19 protein-coding genes and 4 tRNA genes are annotated in these 21,672 nt (G+C 69.5%); 12 read left to right on the plus strand and 11 right to left on the minus strand.

The window, feature by feature from the left end:
• Positions 1–64 precede the first annotated feature (64 nt).
• Positions 65–139 (plus strand) — tRNA-Asp (locus OHA11_RS21800).
• 362 nt (positions 140–501) lie between these two features.
• Positions 502–693, plus strand: a complete 192-nt coding sequence (locus OHA11_RS21805) for a DUF6274 family protein (RefSeq protein WP_266498820.1) — start codon at positions 502–504, stop codon at positions 691–693.
• 539 nt (positions 694–1,232) lie between these two features.
• On the opposite strand, the gene bldC is transcribed toward OHA11_RS21805, so the two are convergent.
• Both bldC and OHA11_RS21815 read right to left on the minus strand, forming a co-directional pair.
• On the minus strand, positions 1,233–1,439 hold the full coding sequence (gene bldC / locus OHA11_RS21810; protein ID WP_003949541.1) for a developmental transcriptional regulator BldC: 207 nt from the start codon (positions 1,437–1,439) through the stop codon (positions 1,233–1,235).
• Between the two features lie 641 nt (positions 1,440–2,080).
• The gene (locus OHA11_RS21815; RefSeq protein ID WP_266498821.1) at positions 2,081–2,947 is read right to left on the minus strand and encodes a hypothetical protein; all 867 of its coding nucleotides are present in this window, start codon (positions 2,945–2,947) and stop codon (positions 2,081–2,083) included.
• A gap of 233 nt (positions 2,948–3,180) precedes the next feature.
• On the opposite strand from OHA11_RS21815, the gene OHA11_RS21820 reads away from it, so the two are divergent.
• Positions 3,181–4,278: a Glu/Leu/Phe/Val dehydrogenase dimerization domain-containing protein gene (locus OHA11_RS21820; RefSeq protein WP_266498823.1), complete on the plus strand. Its 1,098-nt coding sequence runs from the start codon at positions 3,181–3,183 to the stop codon at positions 4,276–4,278.
• A 302-nt stretch (positions 4,279–4,580) separates the two neighbouring features.
• Complete coding sequence (locus OHA11_RS21825) at positions 4,581–4,832, plus strand: DUF3073 domain-containing protein (protein ID WP_055613827.1); 252 nt, start codon at positions 4,581–4,583, stop codon at positions 4,830–4,832.
• 196 nt (positions 4,833–5,028) lie between these two features.
• Here the strand turns inward: OHA11_RS21825 and purM are convergent, their stop codons facing one another.
• The 7 genes from purM to purS all read right to left on the minus strand — a co-directional run bounded on the left by purM (position 5,029) and on the right by purS (position 13,347).
• On the minus strand, positions 5,029–6,111 hold the full coding sequence (gene purM / locus OHA11_RS21830; RefSeq protein ID WP_266498825.1) for a phosphoribosylformylglycinamidine cyclo-ligase: 1,083 nt from the start codon (positions 6,109–6,111) through the stop codon (positions 5,029–5,031).
• 45 nt (positions 6,112–6,156) lie between these two features.
• Positions 6,157–7,686: an amidophosphoribosyltransferase gene (purF, locus tag OHA11_RS21835; protein ID WP_266498826.1), complete on the minus strand. Its 1,530-nt coding sequence runs from the start codon at positions 7,684–7,686 to the stop codon at positions 6,157–6,159.
• A gap of 72 nt (positions 7,687–7,758) precedes the next feature.
• The gene (locus tag OHA11_RS21840; RefSeq protein WP_266498827.1) at positions 7,759–8,661 is read right to left on the minus strand and encodes an META domain-containing protein; all 903 of its coding nucleotides are present in this window, start codon (positions 8,659–8,661) and stop codon (positions 7,759–7,761) included.
• Positions 8,662–8,768: 107 nt separating this feature from the next.
• A complete protein-coding gene (locus OHA11_RS21845) occupies positions 8,769–9,566 on the minus strand; it encodes a maleylpyruvate isomerase family mycothiol-dependent enzyme (protein WP_266498828.1) in 798 nt (265 codons plus the stop codon).
• 561 nt (positions 9,567–10,127) lie between these two features.
• Entirely contained in the window at positions 10,128–12,386 is a 2,259-nt protein-coding gene (purL, locus tag OHA11_RS21850) for a phosphoribosylformylglycinamidine synthase subunit PurL (protein ID WP_266498829.1), read from the minus strand.
• Positions 12,383–13,087, minus strand: a complete 705-nt coding sequence (purQ, locus tag OHA11_RS21855; protein WP_266498830.1) for a phosphoribosylformylglycinamidine synthase subunit PurQ — start codon at positions 13,085–13,087, stop codon at positions 12,383–12,385. The genes purL and purQ overlap by 4 nt, the downstream gene beginning before the upstream one ends.
• A complete protein-coding gene (gene purS, locus OHA11_RS21860; RefSeq protein WP_055613836.1) occupies positions 13,084–13,347 on the minus strand; it encodes a phosphoribosylformylglycinamidine synthase subunit PurS in 264 nt (87 codons plus the stop codon). Before purS ends, purQ begins: the two co-directional genes overlap by 4 nt.
• A 370-nt stretch (positions 13,348–13,717) precedes the next feature.
• Between purS and OHA11_RS21865 the strand changes: the two genes are divergently transcribed.
• From OHA11_RS21865 to OHA11_RS21900, 8 genes are all read left to right on the plus strand, one after another.
• Positions 13,718–14,035, plus strand: coding sequence for an Lsr2 family protein (locus tag OHA11_RS21865; RefSeq protein ID WP_266498832.1), 318 nt, complete (start codon positions 13,718–13,720; stop codon positions 14,033–14,035).
• Positions 14,036–14,291: 256 nt separating this feature from the next.
• Positions 14,292–14,363 (plus strand) — tRNA-Gly (locus tag OHA11_RS21870).
• Between the two features lie 81 nt (positions 14,364–14,444).
• Positions 14,445–14,520 (plus strand) — tRNA-Gly (locus OHA11_RS21875).
• 219 nt (positions 14,521–14,739) lie between these two features.
• Complete coding sequence (locus OHA11_RS21880) at positions 14,740–15,714, plus strand: ABC transporter ATP-binding protein (protein ID WP_266498834.1); 975 nt, start codon at positions 14,740–14,742, stop codon at positions 15,712–15,714.
• A complete protein-coding gene (locus tag OHA11_RS21885; RefSeq protein ID WP_266498835.1) occupies positions 15,711–16,517 on the plus strand; it encodes an ABC transporter permease in 807 nt (268 codons plus the stop codon). Before OHA11_RS21880 ends, OHA11_RS21885 begins: the two co-directional genes overlap by 4 nt.
• Before the next feature lie 47 nt (positions 16,518–16,564).
• Positions 16,565–17,866: a sensor histidine kinase gene (locus OHA11_RS21890; RefSeq protein ID WP_266498836.1), complete on the plus strand. Its 1,302-nt coding sequence runs from the start codon at positions 16,565–16,567 to the stop codon at positions 17,864–17,866.
• Positions 17,863–18,483 carry a response regulator transcription factor gene (locus OHA11_RS21895; protein WP_266498837.1) on the plus strand — a complete coding sequence of 207 codons (621 nt, stop codon included), beginning with the start codon at positions 17,863–17,865 and terminating at the stop codon, positions 18,481–18,483. Before OHA11_RS21890 ends, OHA11_RS21895 begins: the two co-directional genes overlap by 4 nt.
• A 23-nt stretch (positions 18,484–18,506) precedes the next feature.
• Positions 18,507–18,579: transfer RNA gene (locus tag OHA11_RS21900), tRNA-Gly, on the plus strand.
• Between the two features lie 60 nt (positions 18,580–18,639).
• On the opposite strand, the gene OHA11_RS21905 is transcribed toward OHA11_RS21900, so the two are convergent.
• Both OHA11_RS21905 and OHA11_RS21910 read right to left on the minus strand, forming a co-directional pair.
• Complete coding sequence (locus OHA11_RS21905; RefSeq protein ID WP_266498838.1) at positions 18,640–19,539, minus strand: phosphoribosylaminoimidazolesuccinocarboxamide synthase; 900 nt, start codon at positions 19,537–19,539, stop codon at positions 18,640–18,642.
• Between the two features lie 148 nt (positions 19,540–19,687).
• A complete protein-coding gene (locus OHA11_RS21910; protein WP_266498839.1) occupies positions 19,688–21,220 on the minus strand; it encodes a N,N-dimethylformamidase beta subunit family domain-containing protein in 1,533 nt (510 codons plus the stop codon).
• Between the last annotated feature and the right edge of the window lie 452 nt (positions 21,221–21,672).

Genomic DNA, 21,672 nt, shown 5'->3' on the forward strand with positions numbered 1-21,672 from the left:
CCGGGGCTCACCCTCCTGTACAGTTTCGTCTCGCAGCGCAACGCAAGATCGCACTGCGAAACATGGTCCTGTGGAGCAGCTTGGAGTGCTCGCCACCCTGTCAAGGTGGAGGCCGCGGGTTCAAATCCCGTCAGGACCGCATCAGATGAGTGGGCCCGCATCCGAATCCGGATGCGGGCCCACTGTCGTTGCTGCGACGACCGGGGCGCAGCTCCGTCGCCAGGGGCGCGGGGCGGTGACACTATGCGGCTCCGCCGCGATGGGGGTCCCCCCGCTCGAGCGAAGCCGAGAGTGGGGGAGCGACAAGCCCCCACCGGCGTGCAGCCGCGCACGGCACCGCAAGCCCTTCCCCTTGGGCGCACCCCCAAGAAACGCCCCGCATCCGGCAACAGAGCGCCACACCAGCCCCACAGGCCCCGCGGAGCGCATCCTGGGCTTGACGCCGTCACATTCCGCCAGTACCTAGAAATCAGGGTCCACGACACCCCACCGGAGGTGACCATGGCGGCGTCCGTTCGGCATGAGACGCGAGCCCTGCTCCGCGCCCACCTGTCGGCCGCCTCCGAGTACCGCCATCGGACGAGGCACTGCCCCATCTGCCACCGACTCCTCCGGCTGGCCTCCGAGAGCGCTCCCTTCGACCAGGAGAGCCTCGAAAACCCTCACGAGGACGAGAGTCCCTCCCCGGCGTGAGCGGACCGCACGACGCGCCCCGCACCCCAACTGCCCCTCGGACGACGCGAGATGCGCGCCGCCTCCTTTAGCGCAGGTACGCCGCCCACAACAAGGACCATGACGTGTGACGGGTGTCACCGCATAAGTTTTCAAACTCGCGGAACTTAGCCCCCACCTACAACTGGTCAATTTAATATGTGCAATTGCACCCCGCTTCGGGGCCACGCACAGCTGATCCGACAGGTCCCCCCAGACTGCGGCCAGGCCGCTCACAGACCGGCCCCGCACTCTGTGCGCGCGCCATGACCAGCGCGTCATCGGCGCATCAGCAGCCCATGACCAGGTGCCATCGGGCACCGCCCGGCACCCCCGGCGCACAAAAAGATCGCGCTGGACCCGGCGGAGTCCAGCGCGATCTACGACGCACCCTTGTTGCTGTTTGGTTGTTGCTCGGGCGTGGACCCCGTTGGGGCGGGATCCGCGTCGCTTGGAGCTTGGGTTCGGGCAGTCCGGCAAGTTGGGGGAACTACCGAAATGCCCTGCTATGCAGTTGTTGTTCAGGCTTCGCTGCGCTGCTGCGGGATGCCCGCGAGCAGGGCGCGGACCTCCGCTTCGCGGTAACGGCGATGGCCGCCGAGCGTGCGAATCGAAGTGAGCTTGCCGGCCTTCGCCCACCGCGTGACCGTCTTAGGGTCCACGCGGAACATCGTGGCGACCTCAGCCGGGGTCAGCAGCGGCTCGGCATCAGGGGTGCGAGCGGTCATGAGCGGCCTCCTCGGGAGAACCGAACCTTCTCGGTTCATTCCTCTAAATTCTGCACCTTGACCCGCGTTGCCCGAAATGGCGGATGCGGGTCGAGTCGGTTATAGGACGAACGGCTTGTCCTCGGCACTACAACTACACCATCTGTCCAACCGCGTCGGCCAAACCGATGGAATTGCCCTCCCAGGTGTCCATCGGCGACGGAAGCCAATGGACCATGCCATAGCGGACAGTCACGCCGCTGTGACGATCAGTCACAGGGCGATCAGGAGCCATCAGACCCCCCATAGCGCACAATGCCGAGATTCCACCCATAGGCGGGCAGAAGGAGCCCTCCCCGGACTCCTTGTCCTATTTTGGCACGAGGAGGGGCGTTAGGCGCAAGGTCCGCGTAAGTGCCGTCCGTCACGCTTACCCCGTAAGACCCGGATAGGGACTTACGTCCTGTCAGATGCCGTGACGCATAGAAACCATCGGCCCCACAGGTGCCCTGCCGCCCCGCCGTCCGAACCATCGGCGCCGGTATGCGAACTCAGTATGCCGACCCCTCGAACAACCTGTCGGCCGACCCCTCGAACGGTTCGCCGGCCGGCCTGTCGGCTTCTCGACCCTCCGGCGCTCCGGCGCTCCGGCTCCCCGGCCCTCAGTTCGCCGAGCGGCGGTCCCGGACCGAGCGCCACCGCTCCACGAGCCGACCGTACGCCTCCCCGGCCGCGGGCCCGTCTCCGGTACGCAGCGCCTCGATGCCCGCCGCGACGTCCGCCGCCGAATGGTCGCCGTCGAGCTCCCCGGCGGGCAGGACGTGCACCAGGCCGCCGTAGTCGAGCTCCACCAGCGAGCGCGGATGGAACTCCTCCAGCCACCGCCCCACGTCCACCAGACCGTCGATGAGCGGCCCCTCGTCGAGGGCGTCCCGCAGCGTCCGCAGGCCCCGCGCCACCCGCCGCCGGGCCTGCACCATCGGCGTCCGGTAGCGCAGGACGGGCGGGTCCTCCGCCGCCCCCGGGGCGCCCCCTGAGCCGGTTCCCTTGTCGTACTCGCGCTCCTCGTCCGACACCAGGACGAACCAGTTCAGCGGGACCTGCCAGGTCGACGTGCGGATCCACGGCCGGGCGTCGGGATTGCGGGTCAGCCAGCGCTCGTAGTCCTGGGTCGCCTGATGGCGTACGACCGCCGGGAGCACCGCCTCCAGGACCGGCGCCGGCAGCTCCTCGGCCAGGTCGCCCAGGGCCTGCCAGCCACGCAGCCGGGTCCGCCAGGGGCACACGCACAGCACGCCGTCCACGTCCGCGACGAACGCGTCGCCGCTCTCCTGCACCGGCACCGGGACCGGCGGGATGGGCAGCAAGTCGGCCAGCGACCGGCGCAGTTCATCCTGGTAGGAGGGCCGGTCGGGCCGGCGCGCATAGCGGGCCCAGTGGCCGCGCTCCGGCTCCGGAAAAGCCGCCAGCGGTTCGTACACGCGCAGATAGGACGCGTACGGGACGATCAACGAGGACACCTTGGGCACGCTTGCTCCCTCCCCCGCCGACCCGACGGAAAACCCGCGAAACCCGCTCACAGGAGTGCGGGAAACCACAGCAAATCGTCCCACGCCCCATCGTGACCGTACTCCGCGAGAGGGTGATCCTGACCACTGCGCGGATGGCGGTCGCATCCAGGCTCTAATCTCATGCCACACAGACCTCCGCCACCCGTACGGAGGCCGCCCCAACCGCCGCTTCTTCACTGGGAGTCACCACCGTGACCGACGTAACCGGCGCGCCTGCTGATGTACTGCACACCCTGTTCCACTCGGATCAGGGCGGCCATGAGCAAGTCGTGCTCTGCCAGGACCGAGCCAGTGGCCTCAAGGCCGTCATCGCCATCCACTCGACCGCCCTGGGCCCCGCCCTCGGCGGCACGCGCTTCTACCCGTACGCGAGCGAGGCGGAGGCCGTCGCCGACGCGCTGAACCTCGCCCGCGGGATGTCGTACAAGAACGCCATGGCCGGGCTCGACCACGGCGGCGGCAAAGCGGTGATCATCGGTGATCCCGAGCGGATCAAGACAGAGGCGCTGCTCCTCGCGTACGGCCGGTTCGTGGCCTCGCTCGGCGGCCGGTACGTCACCGCCTGTGACGTCGGTACGTACGTGGCCGACATGGACGTCGTGGCGCGCGAGTGCCGCTGGACGACCGGGCGCTCCCCCGAGAACGGCGGCGCGGGCGACTCGTCCGTCCTGACGGCCTTCGGCGTCTTCCAGGGCATGCGGGCCTCCGCCCAGCACCTGTGGGGCGACCCGTCGCTGCGCGGCCGCAGGGTCGGCGTCGCGGGCGTGGGCAAGGTCGGACACCACCTCGTGGAGCATCTGCTGGAGGACGGCGCCGAGGTCGTGATCACGGACGTACGGGCGGAGTCCGTACGGCGAATTCTGGACAGGCACCCGTCCGGCGGCGTGACGGCCGTCGCGGACACAGACGCGCTCATCCGGGTCGAGGGACTGGACATCTACGCCCCCTGCGCGCTGGGCGGCGCCCTGAGCGACGACTCCGTACCGGTGCTCACCGCGAAGATCGTCTGCGGCGCGGCCAACAACCAGCTGGCGCACACGGGCGTCGAGAAGGACCTCGCCGACCGCGGGATCCTCTACGCGCCGGACTACGTGGTGAACGCCGGCGGGGTCATCCAGGTCGCCGACGAACTCCACGGATTCGACTTCGAGCGGTGCAAAGCGAAAGCCGCGAAGATCTTCGACACCACGCTGGCCATATTCGCACGTGCGAAGGAGGACGGGATTCCGCCGGCCGCTGCGGCCGACCGGATCGCCGAGCACCGCATGGCGGAAGCACGCCGTCCGTAGGGTCCGGGAGACCTGTCCCGGGCGTCTGGCGGGTACCCGTCGGCGGGTGTTGGAGAGAACTCTCACGTTCGTCGGCGGGTCGTTCGCCAAGAAGAGGTTAAAATCGCGGTTGACCAGCGAGGACAGGGCACCTCGCGGGTTCTGGGCACAGGCGCGTCCTGCGGGCGACGTACCGTATGGGCGCGGGCTCAGGTACCGTGGAAGCCCTACGGACCGGTCTCTCCACGGAGAGCCCGTTCCAGATCATGAACGCGTGTCAAGACTCTGGGGCCGTCGAGCCCCGTATCCGAGGGGGTCGAGCCATGGGGCGCGGCCGGGCAAAGGCCAAGCAGACGAAGGTCGCCCGCCAGCTGAAGTACAGCAGCGGCGGGACTGACCTCTCGCGTCTGGCCAATGAGCTGGGCGCTTCGACTTCGCAACAGCCGCCGAATGGCGAGCCGTTCGAGGACGACGACGAGGAAGACGACCCGTACGCCCAGTACGCGGATCTCTACAACGACGACGAGGACGAGGACGACGAGTCCGGTCCCACGTCGCAACGCCGCGGCGCTTGACGCTCCAGTTGAGCTTGTCGTTCTAGCTGCGCTTCACCCGGTCCGGAGGGGTTACCGCCGGACCGGGTTTTGTGCGTGGGCGCTCCGCTGGGTTAGCGGGGTAACTACGGCGCGTTGTGATCTGCGGGTGATCGTGGGCTGGTCGCGCAGTTCCCCGCGCCCCTAAAGGGGCGCCTCTCCAGCCCAGGCGTGTTGATCAGATCGCGTAGTCGTTGATCAGGGCCGCGCCCGTCTCGTGGTTGCCGCGGTCGGCGATCTCGCCTGCTACCCAGGCCTCCACGCCTCGGTCGGCGAGTGTGGCGAGGGCCACATCCGTCGACTCCTCGGGGACGATCGCGATCATGCCGACGCCCATGTTGAGGGTCTTTTCCAGCTCCAGGCGGTCTACCTGGCCGGTGGTGCCGACGAGGTCGAAGACCGGGGCCGGGGTCCAGGTGGCGCGGTCGACGATCGCGTGGAGGCCGTCCGGGATCACGCGGGCCAGGTTGGCCGCGAGACCGCCGCCCGTGATGTGCGAGAAGGCGTGTACGTCGGTCGTGCGGGTCAGCGCCAGACAGTCCAGCGAGTAGATCTTGGTGGGCTCCAGGAGCTCCTCGCCGAGCGTGCGGCCGAACTCCGCGACATGCTGGTCGAGCTTCAGCTTGGCGCGGTCGAAGAGGACGTGCCGGACGAGTGAGTACCCGTTCGAGTGAAGCCCGGAGGCCGCCATGGCGATCACCGTGTCACCCGTACGGATACGATCCGCGCCCAGGAGGCGGTCCGCCTCCACGACGCCCGTACCGGCGCCCGCGACGTCGAAGTCGTCCGGGCCCAGGAGTCCCGGGTGTTCGGCCGTCTCGCCGCCCACCAGGGCGCAGCCGGCGAGGACGCAGCCCTCGGCGATGCCCTTCACGATGGCGGCCACGCGCTCGGGGTGGACCTTGCCGACGCAGATGTAGTCGGTCATGAAGAGCGGTTCGGCGCCGCACACCACGATGTCGTCCATGACCATCGCGACCAGGTCGTGGCCGATGGTGTCGTACACGCCGAGCCGGCGGGCGAGGTCGACCTTCGTGCCCACGCCGTCCGTGGCGGAGGCGAGCAGCGGTCGCTCGTACCGCTTGAGGGCGGAGGCGTCGAAGAGGCCGGCGAAGCCGCCGAGGCCGCCGAGGACCTCGGGGCGCTGCGTCTTCTTCACCCACTCCTTCATGAGCTCTACGGCGCGGTCGCCCGCCTCGATGTCGACACCTGCTGTTTTGTAGGACGCCGTTGCGTAGCTGGCACCAGTTGTCTCAGACATGACGGTGAGAACTTTCGTGTCGTACAGCGGTGTTGCTGCGAGGGCTTACGGGCGACGGATCGCGTCGGTCGCGGCGGTTGCCGCCGGGCCTGCCGCCAGCTCGGTCTCCAGGAGCTGCTTGCCGAGCAGTTCGGGGTCCGGAAGGTCCATCGGGTACTCGCCGTCGAAGCAGGCGCGGCAGAGGTTCGGCTTGTCGATGGTCGTGGCCTCGATCATGCCGTCGATGGAGATGTACGAGAGGGAGTCGGCGCCGAGCGAGGTGCCGATCTCGTCGATGGTCATGCCGTTGGCGATCAGCTCGGCGCGGGTGGCGAAATCTATGCCGAAGAAGCAGGGCCACTTCACGGGGGGCGAGGAGATCCGGATGTGGACCTCCGCCGCGCCCGCTTCCCGGAGCATGCGGACCAGCGCGCGCTGCGTGTTGCCGCGCACGATCGAGTCGTCGACGACGACCAGGCGCTTGCCCTTGATGACTTCCTTGAGCGGGTTCAGCTTGAGGCGGATGCCCAGTTGACGGATGGTCTGGGACGGCTGGATGAAGGTCCGGCCGACGTACGCGTTCTTCACCAGACCGGCGCCGAACGGGATGCCGGACGCCTCCGCGTAACCGATCGCGGCCGGTGTGCCGGACTCCGGGGTCGCTATGACCAGATCGGCGTCGGCGGGGGCTTCCTTGGCGAGGCGGCGGCCCATCTCGACCCGGGAGAGGTATACGTTCCGGCCGGCGATGTCCGTGTCCGGGCGGGCCAGATACACGTACTCGAAGACACAGCCCTTGGGCTTCGCTTCCGCGAATCGGGACGTACGGAGGCCGTTCTCGTCGATGGCGACGAACTCGCCCGGCTCGATCTCGCGGACGTAGGCGGCGCCGCAGATGTCGAGGGCGGCGGACTCGGAGGCGACGACCCAGCCGCGCTCAAGCCGGCCGAGGACCAGCGGGCGGATGCCCTGCGGGTCGCGGGCCGCGTACAGCGTGTGCTCGTCCATGAAGACGAGAGAGAAGGCGCCCTTGACCTGCGGGAGGACCTTCCCGGAGGCCTCTTCTATGGTCAGCGGCTTGCCGTCGTCGTCGACCTGCGCGGCCAGCAGGGCCGTGAGCAGGTCGGTGTCGTTGGTCGCCGCCACGCGCGGGGAGCGGCCGTCCGGCTGCTTGGGCAGGTCGGCGACCATCTCGGCGAGCTGCGCCGTGTTGACCAGGTTGCCGTTGTGGCCGAGTGCGATGGATCCGTGCGCGGTGGCACGGAAGGTGGGCTGGGCGTTCTCCCAGGTGGAGGCGCCGGTGGTCGAGTAGCGGGCGTGACCGACCGCGATATGACCGAGGAGCGAACCGAGGGAGGCCTCGTCGAAGACCTGGGACACGAGGCCCATGTCCTTGAAGACGAGGATCTGGGAGCCGTTGCTGACCGCGATTCCCGCGGATTCCTGGCCTCGATGCTGGAGGGCGTAGAGCCCGAAGTAAGTGAGCTTGGCGACCTCTTCACCGGGAGCCCAGACTCCGAAGACGCCGCAAGCGTCCTGGGGTCCTTTCTCGCCGGGGAGCAGATCATGACTGAGTCGACCGTCACCACGTGGCACGCCACCGAGTGTAGGCGAGATCGACCACTGGTCCGAATTGGGGAATGCCGGGAATGCGTTGCCCCTAATGGATCACTTGGCGGCGACCGCTTCGACGCCGGTGCCGTTTTCGCTGGTCAGAGTGAGCGTGCTGCCCTTCAGCTGGTATTTCACGGTCCCGCCGAAGAGCTTCAGGAGGGTCTTCTCGGTGTCCATGAGTGAGGGGGAGCACATCATCCGAGTGGTGCCCGGCGTGCCCAGAGTGATAGTGCCGTCGCCTACCGTCGCCTTCGCGGTCACCTTGTTGCAGCCGAGCTTGCCGCTCACCGTGCCCTTCTCGTCGAAGGTGAGGTGGACCTGCCCCTCGGCCTCGGAGACCAGGGCCACCGCCGAATCGCCCTTCGCGGCGTCCTTCGTCATCCCGGTGACGTTCCACTTGGTGCCGTAGAGCTCGGCGGGCTCGGCCGGCTTCTCGGCGGTGAGGTCCACGGTGGTTCCGTTCTCCATGGTGAGCGTCAGCTTGTCGTCGTTGAGCTCGGCCTTGGCCGTACTGCTGGAGATCACGCCGCCGAGCTGCGACTCGAAGTCCATCGTGCCCTTGGTCGTACAGGCCATCTCGGTCTTGACGGTGTTGTTGCCGATCGTGATCGTGTCGCCCTTGATCTCGGCGGTGGCCGCGAAGTGGTTGCAGCCGTAGTTGCCGCCCATCTTGCCGTCCTTGCCGAACTCGATGTGGGCACCGGCCGGGGCGAGCCGTGTCTTGCCGTCGACGGTCACGCTCTGCACGTTCCACTGTTTGCCGATGATCTCGGTGGCCGTCCGGGTACTGACGGACCCGGCACCGGAACCGGAACCGGAACGGGAATCGGATGTGCCGCTGCCGCTCTCCGTCCCGCAGGCGGCCGTGGCGAGGAGCCCGGTGACGGTCAGGGCGCTGAGGCCGACCCGGGTACTGACGGCGCCGAGGGCGCTGAGGTTGAGACGCTGCGTGTGCATGCCGCTTTGACGGGGCGGGTGGGGTGCTTGGTTCCCTCGCCGGATAACGGCCGCGCAACGCCCGACCGCTGGGGCGGGCGCCGGGGTCAACGCGTGTTGGCGCCGGGTCAGCGCATAAGAGGAAGCAGCACGCCGAGGTCGGCGCGCTCCCCGCTCGCGCTGACCTTCGCGTCGTCGAGTGCCGCCTTCCACTCCACCCGCCCGGTCGCGAGCCTGATCCACGTCAGCGGGTCGGTCTCGACGACGTTCGGCGGGGTGCCGCGGGTGTGCCGCGGACCCGCCACGCACTGCACGACCGCGTACGGCGGTACGCGCACCTCGGTGGAGGCGCCGGGGGCCTTCGCGGCGAGCGCGTCGGCGAGGAGGCGGGTGCAGGCGGCGAGGGCCTGGCGGTCGTACGGGACGTCGAGCCCCGGGACGGCAGCGTTCAGGTCGTCGGTGTGGACAACGAGCTCCACCGTGCGGGTGACGAGATAGTCGGCGAGGGTCATCACTCCCACGCGCGTGACGAGCAGCCGTCCGTCCCGGGCGCCTGGGAGGCGTTCGCCGAACCGGGCCAGGGTGCGCTCGTACAGCGCGTCGAGGTCCGGTTCGGCGGCGGCGAGCGCGTGCACGTCGTCGTCGACCTCGCCCGCGCGCGGGGCCGTGGCGAACGGCCAGTCGAGCAGCGCGAGCCGGGGCCCGGCGGGCTCGTCCTTGTCCAGCCCCCGGCTCACCGCCTCCACCGCCATCGCGAGATGCCCGGCCAACTCCCGCACGGTCCAGTCCCCGAGCCGCGTCGCCCCGGCGAGCTGCTCGGGGGTCAACTCGCGCACCGCCGCCCGCACGTTCTCGAACTGGGCGAGTACCGCCGCGCGGGTCTTCGCCGGGTCGTAGGTACGGGCGCGCTTCTTGGCCGGGGGCATGGTGGGAAGCGTACGTCGGGGGTTACCGGGTTTTCAGCGTCAGTGAGACCGAACTCATGGCCCCTGGAGGCGAGTCGTGAGAGAACTGCTTCACCGACTCCTCCTCGGGCCCCGGCGAGCGGCCCGCCCCTCCACGTGGCACGAGACACCCCCGGCCCCCTCGTACGCCCCTACCTCGTCGCTCACGAACTCTTCCACGGGCTGGAGGTCACGTGAGCGGACGGACCAGGCCGACAGCCACGCTCGTCCCCGTACGCTTCGTGCACGGCGCCACCGGCCCCGGGTGGGCCGAGTACGCCTGCCGGAGCTGCGCCCCCCGGCCAGAGAGCCAGAGTCCAGCCCGCCCTTGCCCGACCGTGACCATCTCCCCGCTGGCCGCCCCCGACGTGCGGAGACGATTGGCAGATTCGGGACACCGTCGACCGGGAAAAGGGCTGGTCACGGGCTGCCAGAGCTGTCCCAAATCTTCCAGTCACCCCCTGGACGGGCGGGGGCCGAGACGACGAAGTCCCCCGCCCGGGACGGGCGGGGGACATCGGTCGGGTCGGGGCGGCCTGCCCGTCAGGCCAGGAGTGCCGGGATCGTGAGTTCGTGTGCCGTGCGCAGGTCCGTCAGGGGGAAGGTGAACTCGCCCTGGACCTCCACCGTGTCGCCGTCCACGACGCCGATGCGGGTGGCGGGGAGGCCGCGTGCCCCGCACATGTCGTTGAAGCGGAGTTCCTCGGAGCGCGGGATCGCCACGATCGCGCGGCCCGCGGACTCGGAGAAGAGGAAGGTGAAGGCGTCGAGCCCGTCCGGTACGACGAGGCGCGCGCCCTTGTCGCCGAGCAGGGCCGACTCGACCACGGCCTGGATCAGACCGCCGTCGGACAGATCGTGCGCGGAGTCGATCATTCCGTCGCGGGAGGCGGAGATCAGGATCTCGGCCAGGAGGCGCTCGCGCTCCAGGTCCACGGCCGGCGGCAGGCCGCCGAGGTGGTCGTGGATGACCTGCGACCAGGCCGAACCGCCGAACTCCTCGCGGGTGTCACCGAGGAGGTAGATCAGCTGCCCCTCCTCCCGGAAGGCGACCGGGGTGCGACGGGCCACGTCGTCGATGACGCCCAGGACCGCGACGACCGGGGTGGGGTGGATGGCCACCTCGCCCGTCTGGTTGTAGAGCGAGACGTTGCCGCCGGTCACCGGGGTGCCCAACTGCTGGCAGGCGTCGGCCAGTCCGCGGATGGCCTCCGCGAACTGCCACATGACGGCCGGGTCCTCGGGCGAACCGAAGTTCAGGCAGTCGGAGACGGCGAGCGGCTTGGCGCCGGTCGTCGCCACGTTCCGGTACGCCTCCGCCAGGGCCAACTGGGCGCCGTGGTACGGGTCCAGCTTGGTGTAGCGGCCGTTGCCGTCCGTGGCGATCGCGACGCCGAGGCCGGACTCCTCGTCGATGCGGATCATGCCCGAGTCCTCGGGCTGGGCCAGGACCGTGTTGCCCTGCACGAAGTGGTCGTACTGGCTGGTGATCCAGGACTTGGAGGCCTGGTTCGGGGAGGAGACCAGCCTGCGGACCTGGTCCTTCAGCTCCTCCGAAGTCGCCGGCCTGGCCAGCTTGTTGGCGTCGTCCGCCTGGAGGGCGTCCTGCCAGGACGGACGGGCGTACGGGCGCTGATAGACCGGGCCGTCGTGCGCCACGGTCCGGGGGTCCACGTCTACGATCTTGCCGCCGTGCCAGAAGATCTCCAGGCGGTCGCCGTCCGTCACCTCACCGATCACCGTGGCGATGACGTCCCACTTGTCGCAGATCTCCAGGAAGCGGTCGACCTTCTCCGGCTCGACGACCGCGCACATCCGCTCCTGCGACTCGCTCATGAGGATTTCCTCGGGCGAGAGCGTCGAGTCGCGCAGCGGTACGTCGTCCAGCGTCACGCGCATGCCGCCCGAGCCGTTCGACGCCAGCTCGGATGTGGCGCACGACAGGCCCGCCGCCCCCAGGTCCTGGATGCCGACGACCAGCTTCTCGGCGAAGGCTTCGAGCGTGCACTCGATGAGCAGCTTCTCCTGGAAGGGGTCGCCGACCTGGACCGCGGGGCGCTTCGACGGCTTCGCGTCGTCGAAGGTCTCACTCGCCAGGATCGAGGCGCCGCCGATGCCGTCGCCGCCCGTGCGGGCCCCGTACAGGATGACCTTGTTGCCCGAACCGGACGCCCTCGCGAGGTGGATGTCCTCGTGCCGCATGACGCCGATGGCACCGGCGTTCACGAGCGGGTTGCCCTGGTAGCAGGCGTCGAAGACGACCTCGCCGCCGATGTTCGGCAGGCCCAGGCAGTTGCCGTAGCCGCCGATGCCCGCGACGACACCCGGGAGTACGCGCTTGGTGTCCGGGTGGTCCGCCGCACCGAAACGGAGGGGGTCCACGACCGCGACCGGGCGCGCGCCCATCGCGATGATGTCGCGCACGATGCCGCCGACTCCCGTGGCCGCGCCCTGGTAGGGCTCGACGTAGGAGGGGTGGTTGTGCGACTCGACCTTGAAGGTGACCGCGTAGCCCTGGCCGACGTCCACCACGCCCGCGTTCTCACCGATGCCGACGAGGAGGGCGTCCGAGTGGGGGGCCTTCTCGCCGAACTGGCGCAGGTGGACCTTGGAGGACTTGTAGGAGCAGTGCTCGGACCACATGACCGAGTACATGGCGAGCTCTGCACCGGTGGGCCGGCGGCCGAGGATCTCCACGACCCGCTCGTACTCGTCCTTCTTCAGGCCCAGTTCGGCCCAGGGCAGCTCGACGTCGGGGGTCTCGGCCGCGTGCTCGACCGTGTCCAGAGGAGTCCGGCTCATGCGTTGACCAGCTTCTTGAGGATCGAGGTGAAGAAGGGGAGGCCGTCCGTGCGGCCGGACCCGACGAGGGGCTCCACCGCGTGCTCGGGGTGCGGCATGAGGCCGACAACGTTCCCGGCCTCGTTGGTGATGCCCGCGATGTCCCGGAGCGAGCCGTTCGGGTTGCCGTATCCGTCGGCGGTTTCGCCGCTCACGACGTACCGGAACGCGACGCGGCCCTCCGCCTCCAGCATGTCGAGGGTGCGCTCGTCGGCGACGTACCGCCCATCCATGTTCTTCAGCGGGATGTGGATCTCCTGGCCGGACTCGTAGTCGGCGGTCCAGGCCGTTTCCGCGTTCTCCACCCGCAGTTTCTGGTCACGACAGATGAAGTGCAGGTGATCGTTACCGAGCATCCCGCCCGGGAGGAGATGGGCCTCGGTGAGGATCTGAAAGCCGTTGCAGATGCCAAGTACCGGCATTCCCGACTTCGCCTGCTCAATCACGGTTTCCATCACCGGTGAGAAGCGCGAGATCGCTCCCGCACGCAGATAGTCGCCGTACGAGAAACCGCCGGGCAGCACCACGGCGTCGACCTGCTTGAGGTCCTTGTCCTTGTGCCAGAGAGCGACGGGTTCGGCACCGGCGATCTTGATCGCGCGCTGGGTGTCCCGGTCGTCGAGACTTCCTGGGAAAGTGACGACGCCAATACGAGCGGTCACTTTCCGGCCTCCGCGACTTCCTCGACCTTGACGGTGAAGTCCTCGATCACGGTGTTGGCGAGGAAGGATTCCGCAAGTTCATGGATGCGGGCGAGGGCGGCTTCGTCCACCGGTCCGTCCACTTCCAGTTCGAATCGCTTTCCCTGACGAACGTCGGCGATGCCTTCGAAACCGAGACGCGGCAGTGCACGCTGCACCGCCTGGCCCTGGGGGTCGAGGATCTCCGGCTTGAGCATGACGTCGACTACGACGCGTGCCACTGGCACTCCCGGTGTGTGGTGCTGAGCAGGTTCCTTCAGACTACCCGCACAAAAATTCTACGCGGGTAGATTCGTAGGAATCTACGTGACGGCCATCACGATTCCGCATCAAGAAGCTATCTATGGCCTATCGGAGGGCTACCTTCACGAAAAATCCTGGGGAAGATCCGGATCGAGGCGCCGTCTCCTATTGCCTTGAGACACGCCAAGAGATTTAGTCGAGCTTCACATTGGATTGCCGGGCACTGTACAAAGGAATTGGCAAAAGCCGATACTTTGACCAATCGCCCATAAATGCAGCCGGACAGTCGGCATCTCCGCACGCCATCGCGCGTCGCAGGAGAGGTGCCGCACGAAGGGACCGATATTCGTGGCGCAGCGTGTCGTAGTCACTCTCTTCGACGACATCGACGGCTCGGAAGCGGCGGAAACGATCGCCTTCGGTCTGGATGGCAAGTCGTACGAGATCGACCTGAATCAAGCCAATGCAAAGAAACTGCGTCAGGCTCTGGAGCCGTACCTGGAGGCCGGCCGCAAGCGGTCGCGGTCCGGCAAGGCGTACCGGCAGACGGCGGTCGCGCCTGATCCGGCGGCCGTTCGGGCCTGGGCGCAGTCCCACCGGATGGAGGTGCCTGCGCGGGGGCGGATCCCCAAGCGGGTCTATGAGGCGTTCACCGCCGCGCAGTAAGTGAGCCGGGACTCTGTTGGGTGGGGTGTGGCTTCCGCGGGGCCGTTGTCGGGTGCCGGTTCGTTTGGGCTGGTCGCGCCCACGCGGCGGAGCCGCACATGTCACAGCCCCGCGCCCCTGAGGGGCCCGGTTCCCGGGCCCTCAACCGGACGCCATCCGGCCCTGGGAGCAGCCGACTTGCGCAGCACCCCCGCTGATCAGCTAGAGTCTGGAGCACGCCGAGGGGCAAGGTCGAAAGGTCCGGCCCCGGAGTCACGCGGGTGTAGTTCAGTAGCAGAACATCCCCCTTCCAGGGGGAAGGCGCAGTGTGCAATTCCTGTCACCCGCTCTGCATCGCCGGTCTGGTCCAGACTTCTGGATCAGGTAGGCTGGTGCCCGCACCGATCGGTGAGAGCCGGTCGGAGGCAATGCGGACGTAGCTCAGTTGGTAGAGCGCAACCTTGCCAAGGTTGAGGTCGCCAGTTCGAACCTGGTCGTCCGCTCCAGCGAGTAGTAGTGAGAGAGGCCCTGGTCATCGCGACCGGGGTCTTTCTCGTATGCGTATCCGTATACGTCCGTATGCGTCCGTATGCGTATGCGTAGGTGTGCCGCCCCCGCCGGGCCGTCCGAACGTGTTCCGCTCGCCGGGGCCCTCTGACATTTGTCATGTGCAGTGGTGACAGCGTGCACTGCTCCGGGCCCTCCACCGCGGGGACGCTGGAGGCATGAAGACGAACGAACACGTGATTGAGGTCAACGATCTACGACGCGTGTACGGGGGACAGTTCGAGGCGGTCCGGGGGGTGTCCTTCGACGTCGGCCGCGGGGAGCTGTTCGCGCTGCTCGGGACGAACGGCGCGGGCAAGACCTCCACCGTCGAACTGCTGGAGGGCCTCGCGCCGCCGGCCGGCGGACGGGTGCGCGTCCTCGGCCACGACCCGTACACCGAACGCGCCGCCGTGCGCCCACGCATCGGCGTCATGCTCCAGGAAGGCGGCTTCTCGTCCGAGCTGACGGTCGCGGAGACCGTACGGATGTGGGCGGGCTGCACGAGCGGGGCGCGGCCGGAGAGCGAGGCGCTGTCCATGGTCGGCATGGCGCGCCGGGCCGATGTGCGGGTGAAGCAGTTGTCCGGGGGCGAGAAACGGCGCCTGGACCTGGCATGCGCGACCCTCGGACGGCCCGAGGTGCTCTTCCTGGACGAGCCGACGACCGGACTCGACGTCGAAGGGCGCCAGGAGACCTGGGAGTTGGTGCGCCAACTGCGCGAGACGGGCACGACCGTGGTGCTGACCACGCACTACCTGGAGGAGGCGGAAGGGCTCGCCGACCGGCTCGCGATCCTGCACGCGGGGCGCATCGCGGTCGCCGGGACCCCGGCCGAGGTGACCGCCACCCAGCCGTCCCGGATCTCCTTCGAGCTGCCCGCCGGCTACTTCCCCGGCGACCTGCCGCCGCTCGCCTCGCTCGGGATCACCGACCACGAGCTCGACGGACGGCTGCTCCGGCTGCGTACGCACGAGTTGCAGCGGGCCGCCACCGGGCTCCTGACGTGGGCCGAGCGGGCCGGGGTCGAGCTGCGGAGGCTCGATGTGCGGTCGGGGTCGCTGGAGGAGGCGTTCCTGCGGATCGCCCGCGAGGTGTCGCTGTCGTCGGAGCAGGTTGCGGAGCAGATTTCGGAGAAGGAGGGCGTGGCATGAGCGCGGAGACTGTGACCAAGGCCGCACCCGTGGGGGCGACGGTGACCGCGGCGGGGCGGATGACGGCTCTCGCGCGGGCCGAGCTGACGCTGCTCGGACGCACCAGGGCCACGTTCTTCGCAGCCCTGTTCGTGCCGCTGATCATGCCGCTCAGCCTTCGTTCGGCGGTCGACGGGATGGATCTGAAGGGGGCGGGGCTCTCGGTCGGCTCGGTCATCCTGCCCTCCGCCATCGGCTTCTCCCTGCTCTTCGCCGTCTACAGTTCGCTGGTGAGCGTGTATGCCGCCCGGCGCGAGGAACTCGTGCTCAAGCGGCTGCGTACCGGGGAGCTGCGGGACAGGGAGATCCTGGCGGGTGCCGCTCTGCCATCGGTCCTCATCGGTCTGGTGCAGTGCGTGGTGCTGACGGTCGCCTGCATGGCGCTCCTCGACGTGGGGGCGCCCGAGGCACCCCATCTCGCCCTGCTGGGGCTCCTGTTGGGGCTCGCGATGTGGCCGGCGCTGGCCGCGGTCGTCGCCAGTTTCAGCCGGAGCGTGGAGGGCGCCCAGGTCGCCGCGATGCCGTTGCTGCTCGTGTCGATGATGGGCTCCGGCACCTTCATACCGTTCGAGCTCATGCCCGACCGGATCGCCACCGTCTGCGAACTGCTGCCGCTGTCCCCGGTGATCACGCTCATACGCGGCGGCTGGACCGGGGACCTCTCCGGCTACGAGGCCCTGGGTGCCATCGCCACGGCGGTGGCCTGGACCGTCATCGCGGTGTTTGCTGTACGGCGGTGGTTCCGCTGGGAACCGCGGCGCTGAGACGGCCGCGCGGCACGACCGGAAGACGGAGAAAGACGGAGGCGGATATGCGCAGGCCGGGGGTCTGGTGGCGGGCGAAGAGCACGCCGGCCAAGGTCGAGACGTACACGCGTTGGTCCTTCTACACCTTCCCGGTGGTCGAGGTGGCCGCGATCGGGCTGCCGACCTTCGCGGAGCTGGGGATGCCGCTCGCCCTCTGGCTGTTCCTGCCGCTGTGCGGGCACGCGCTGGTGGGCGTGCGCCTCGCCGCCCGGTCGCTCGACTGGGTGGGGGGCAGCCGCGCGCAGCCCGTACGTCTGGTCTGGGTACTCGGCGCCGTCACCGCGCTGCTCGGGATCACCGCGCTCGCCGTCCAGCAGCACGGTCCGGTCGGCGCGGACGCCGAGGGCGCGGCAGGCGGGTTCTTCATCGTGGTGCTGACCTTCGGCGTCGGCAACATGGCCCTCGGGATGCGCAGCCGACGGCGCGTACTGGCGCTCGTGTGCGGCTGCACCGCGAGTACCGCGGCCGTGTCGGTCGCGCTCGGGATGCGGCCGTCAAGCGCGCTGGGCATGGCGGCCGCGGTGCTGATCGCCGGCGGATTCATCGCCTTCACCTCCGTCTTCTCGGTGTGGCTGCTGAAAGCCGTGCTCGAACTCGACGCGGCCCGCGAGACCCGTACCCGCCTCGCCGTCGCCGAGGAGCGGCTGCGGTTCGGCCGCGATCTGCACGACGTGATGGGGCGCAACCTCGCGGTGATCGCCCTGAAGAGCGAGCTCGCCGTCCAGCTCGCGCGACGTGAACGGCCCGAGGCCGTGGACCAGATGATCGAGGTGCAGCGGATCGCCCACGAGTCGCAGAAGGAGGTCCGCGCGGTCGTACGCGGCTATCGCGAGGCCGACCTCGGCGCCGAACTCTCCGGCGCGCAGGGCGTGTTGACCGCGGCCGGGTTCGACTGCACGGTGACCGGCTCCCCCGCGGGCCTGCCCTCGGCGGTGCAGTCCGCGCTGGGCTGGGTCGTACGGGAGGCGACCACGAACGTGCTGCGGCACGGGGACGCGGGGTACTGCCGTGTGTCACTGCGGGTGGAGGGGACCCGCGTGGTCCTGACCGTGGAGAACGACGGAGTGGAGAGGGACAGGGTGCCGGTCACGCCCACCAGCAAGGGGTCCGGCCTCGCCGGGCTGCGGGAGCGGTTGTCGGCGGTGGACGGAACGCTGGAGGCGGGGCCGGTCGACGGTGACCGGTTCCGGGTGGTGGCCGAGGTTCCACTGCCTCCGGCGGCCACCGCCTCATCGTCCTCGTCACCGCCACTGTCCTCTTTCCCGTCTCCCGCCCCGCGCCCCGTGAACGAAGAGGTCGCCCCATGACACCCGTACGACCCATCCGGCTGCTGCTCGCCGACGACGAGCACCTCATCCGGGGGGCGCTCGTCGCGCTGCTGGGTCTCGAGGAGGACCTGCTCATCGTGGCGGAGGCGGCCGGCGGGCCCGAGGCGCTGGCGATGGCCAGGGCCCACGAACCCGACGTGGCGGTACTGGATCTGCAGATGCCCGGGGCGGACGGTGTGAGGGTGGCCACATCGCTGCGGGCCGAACTGCCCGCGTGCCGGGTGCTGATCGTGACGAGCCATGGGCGGCCGGGGCATCTGAAGCGGGCGCTTGCGGCGGGTGTGCGCGGATTCGTCCCGAAGACTGTCAGCGCGCAGCGGCTCGCGGAGATCATCCGTACCGTCCATGCCGGAAACCGTTACGTCGACCCGGAGTTGGCCGCCGACGCGATCTCCGCCGGGGACTCGCCGCTGACCGCGCGCGAGGCGGAGGTGCTGGAGCTGGCCGCCGACGGGGCGCCCGTCGCGGAGATCGCGGAGCGGGCCGCACTGTCGCAGGGGACGGTACGGAACTATCTGTCGTCGGCCGTCTCCAAGCTCGGGGTCGAGAACCGTCACTCGGCGGTGCGTCTCGCGCGGGAGCGAGGTTGGGTATAGTTGCTCTCGCGCCACGGCGCAGTGCGGACGTAGCTCAGTTGGTAGAGCGCAACCTTGCCAAGGTTGAGGTCGCCAGTTCGAACCTGGTCGTCCGCTCAGCACGAGAAAGCCCCCGGTCATCGCGACCGGGGGCTTCTTCATGCTCAGCGTGGGCGCTCAGCTCCAGGTGGTGCCCGTCAGGCGGTCGTACGCCTCCACGTACTTGGCGCGGGTCGCGTCCACGACCTGCTGGGGCAGGGCGGGCGGCGGGCGCTCGCTCTTGCGGTCCCAGCCGGACTCGGCGGAGGTCAGCCAGTCGCGGACGAACTGTTTGTCGAACGATGGCTGCGGGCGGCCCGGCTCCCACTGGTCGGCGGGCCAGAAACGGGAGGAGTCCGGGGTGAGCACCTCGTCGGCGACGACGAGCGTCTCGCCGTCGAAGCCGAACTCGAACTTCGTGTCCGCGAGGATGATCCCGCGCTCGCGCGCGATGTCCCGGCCCCGGCCGTAGACGGCGAGCGTCGCCTGGCGCAGCTGGGCCGCGGTGTCCGCGCCGACCTGGCGGGCGACCTCCTCGTACGAGACGTTCTCGTCGTGCTCGCCGACGGCGGCCTTGGTGGCCGGGGTGAAGATCGCGGCGGGCAGCTCCGAGCCGTCGGACAGGCCCTCGGGGAGGGCGAGACCGCAGACGGTACGGGTCTGGTTGTACTCGGCGAGACCGGAGCCGGTGAGGTAGCCGCGGGCCACGCACTCGACCGGGGCCATGCGGAGCGACGTGCAGACCATGGTGCGGCCCGCCCAGTCGGCGGGGGCGCCGGGCGGGAGTTCGGTGCCGAGGACGTGGTTCGGCAGCAGGTCGGCGATCTGGTCGAACCACCAGAGCGAGAGCTGCGTCAGGACACGGCCCTTGTCGGGGATCTCCGTGGGCAGCACCCAGTCGAACGCGGAGATGCGGTCGCTGGCGACCATCACGAGGTCGCCCGCCTCGTTCTGGTACAGGTCGCGCACCTTGCCGGTGTGCAGATGCACCAGACCCGGCACCTCGACGGGCTCGGGCTTTTCTACGAATCCGGACACGGTTCCTCCCCGTCTTTCTGGCCAACTGGGTCGATTCTCCCGTACGGGAGGGACAGGGTCGGCCAGGGGCCGGGGGTGAAGGTCTTCCGCGAGCTCTCCACGGGCTCAGTTCTGAAGGTTTTCCACGGGCTCTACGGGCCCAACGGGCTCAGTCGCGTTTGCAGATGCGGTCCAGGAGGTTGGCCGTGGCGCGCTGGACGCGGGTGTCGACGTGGCCCGGGCGGTCCAGGGCAGGGGACCAGGCGAAGGTGCCGGACGCGAAGACGAGGGCACCGGACGGGGCGCGGTACACGGACGTCTCCTGGTGGCGGATGGCTCCCTCCGTGTCCCGGTACGGGGAGTGGGAGAGGAGCATGCGGCCCTGGTGCTCGGGGAGCGCGACGCGCGGGAAGTAGCGGTCGGCCTCACCGGCGACCATGCCTTCCAGTTCGTCGCCCTCGTGGGCGCCGGTCGCCTCCCACAGCCAGTGGTCGGCGTTGCGGACGACCAGGGGGTGGGCCTCGGGGACCCGCCCCGCGTACTGGACGCCCAGGATCTCCTGCTCGGGGCGGTCGACCTCGCGCCACAGTACGGGCTTGCCGGGGCCCCGGCGTTTGCGGCAGGTGAGCAGGCGGTCGGGGACGCCGGACGGGGACGGGCCCAACTCCGCCTGCCAGTACATGGTGTTGGCGGAGAGGAAGACGAGGGACGTGCCGTGCTCACGGGCGATCTCCACGGTCCGGCGCATGGTCGTCGACCAGTACTCGTCGTGGCCCGGGAAGACCAGACCGCGGTAGCGGGTGGGATCGACGCGGCCGGCGTGCAGGTCGCGGGCGTCTGCGTACGCGAGGTCGTAGCCGTAGCGCTCGGCCCAGCGGATGAAGTCGTAGGCGTGGCCCACGTGGAGGGGGAGGCCCGCGCCCGCGAACGGCCGGTCGAACGACACCGTCGTGGCGGCGTCGGCCTCGCCGAGCAGCCGGCCGTGCTCGTCCCACGCGTGGTACAGGCTCGCGCCCGTGCGCCCGTCCTCCGGATAGAGGTTGTACGCCTGCCAGGTGATGTCCGGGAGGAGGAGCAGCAGGTCGGCGGGGTGGTTGTCGCGGACCGTGAACGGGATGTGGGAGCGGTAGCCGTCGTCGGTGGTGAGCACGGCCACGTACGCGCCGACGCTCCAGTAGCTCGGGATCTGCAGCCGCCAGGAGAGCCACCAGTGGTGGCAGGAGACCGTACGGTCCGCGGCGAGCGGGGGCGGCTGCACGATGCCGGCGAGCCGCGGGCTGGTGGTGATCTTGCTGGCGCCGTCGCCTCCGTAGTGGCCGATGCGGTAGATGTCCACGCTGAAGCGCTGCGGCGGGTCGACCGTGATGTGGAAGTCGATGGCGTCGCCGGGGGCGGCCGCGCCGGTGGAGGCGAAGCCCTTGATCTGCCGGCGGACGTCGTCCGCCGTGCGGGGGTCGCCGGCGGTCTGGCGCGGGGTGGGGAGGTGCGGGCCGGTGGTTCGGTGGGGGTCGCGGTAGCGGTTGCCGGGGGAGGTCGCGCCGGGGGGTGGGGCGTGGTCCACGTACCACGGGACGACGTGGCCGGTGTCGTCGAAGTAGTGCTCGCTGCCGCGCAGCCACGGAACGGGGCCCTGTCCGAAGGGGTCGGTGACGGCATGCGCCAGCGCTCCCGACTCCCACCGGCGAATCTGCTCCGACCCCATACCGCGTCCCCTCCCTCGTGCCCCCGTCAGCCCGTGCAAGCCCCTGCCATGTCACCGACCGGCCCCCCAGCACATCACATTCAGCACGCGCACGGTCACTGTTCGTCGCGAATTGGCGACAGGTGCCTCCGGCGGTTGGGCGGGGGAGGTTGAAGGGGGCTTGGGTTGGGGGGGTGCGTGCGGGTTGTTCGTGGCTGGTCGCGCCCACGCGGCGGAGCCGCATATGTCACAGCCCCGCGCCCCTGGGAGGCGGCTGCGCCGCGCCTCCCAGCGAGCCCGGCCTCCCGGCCAAGCCAGCACGCGCCTCCCAGCCGGTCCGCATCACGGAGTCCGTCCGTGGCTTCCAGCCCGTCGTGGGGGTCCCCCGCTCTAGCGAAGCCGAGAGCGGGGGAGTTTGAGGACGAGGCCGTTCAGGCTGGCAGCGGGGGTCTGGGGGCGGCAGCCCCCAGAAA

The organism is Streptomyces sp. NBC_00878, assembly GCF_026341515.1.
GTDB lineage: Bacteria > Actinomycetota > Actinomycetes > Streptomycetales > Streptomycetaceae > Streptomyces.

Bases quoted from the DNA above. Each gene is read 5' to 3' on its own strand.
- OHA11_RS21805 (WP_266498820.1), top strand. From the start codon at position 502: ATGGCGGCGTCCGTTCGGCATGAGACGCGAGCCCTGCTCCGCGCCCAC.
- bldC (WP_003949541.1), bottom strand. From the start codon at position 1,439: ATGACCGCTCGCACCCCTGATGCCGAGCCGCTGCTGACCCCGGCTGAG.
- OHA11_RS21825 (WP_055613827.1), top strand. From the start codon at position 4,581: ATGGGGCGCGGCCGGGCAAAGGCCAAGCAGACGAAGGTCGCCCGCCAG.
- purM (WP_266498825.1), bottom strand. From the start codon at position 6,111: ATGTCTGAGACAACTGGTGCCAGCTACGCAACGGCGTCCTACAAAACA.
- OHA11_RS21840 (WP_266498827.1), bottom strand. From the start codon at position 8,661: ATGCACACGCAGCGTCTCAACCTCAGCGCCCTCGGCGCCGTCAGTACC.
- OHA11_RS21845 (WP_266498828.1), bottom strand. From the start codon at position 9,566: ATGCCCCCGGCCAAGAAGCGCGCCCGTACCTACGACCCGGCGAAGACC.
- purL (WP_266498829.1), bottom strand. From the start codon at position 12,386: ATGAGCCGGACTCCTCTGGACACGGTCGAGCACGCGGCCGAGACCCCC.
- OHA11_RS21880 (WP_266498834.1), top strand. From the start codon at position 14,740: ATGAAGACGAACGAACACGTGATTGAGGTCAACGATCTACGACGCGTG.
- OHA11_RS21885 (WP_266498835.1), top strand. From the start codon at position 15,711: ATGAGCGCGGAGACTGTGACCAAGGCCGCACCCGTGGGGGCGACGGTG.
- OHA11_RS21890 (WP_266498836.1), top strand. From the start codon at position 16,565: ATGCGCAGGCCGGGGGTCTGGTGGCGGGCGAAGAGCACGCCGGCCAAG.
- OHA11_RS21895 (WP_266498837.1), top strand. From the start codon at position 17,863: ATGACACCCGTACGACCCATCCGGCTGCTGCTCGCCGACGACGAGCAC.
- OHA11_RS21910 (WP_266498839.1), bottom strand. From the start codon at position 21,220: ATGGGGTCGGAGCAGATTCGCCGGTGGGAGTCGGGAGCGCTGGCGCAT.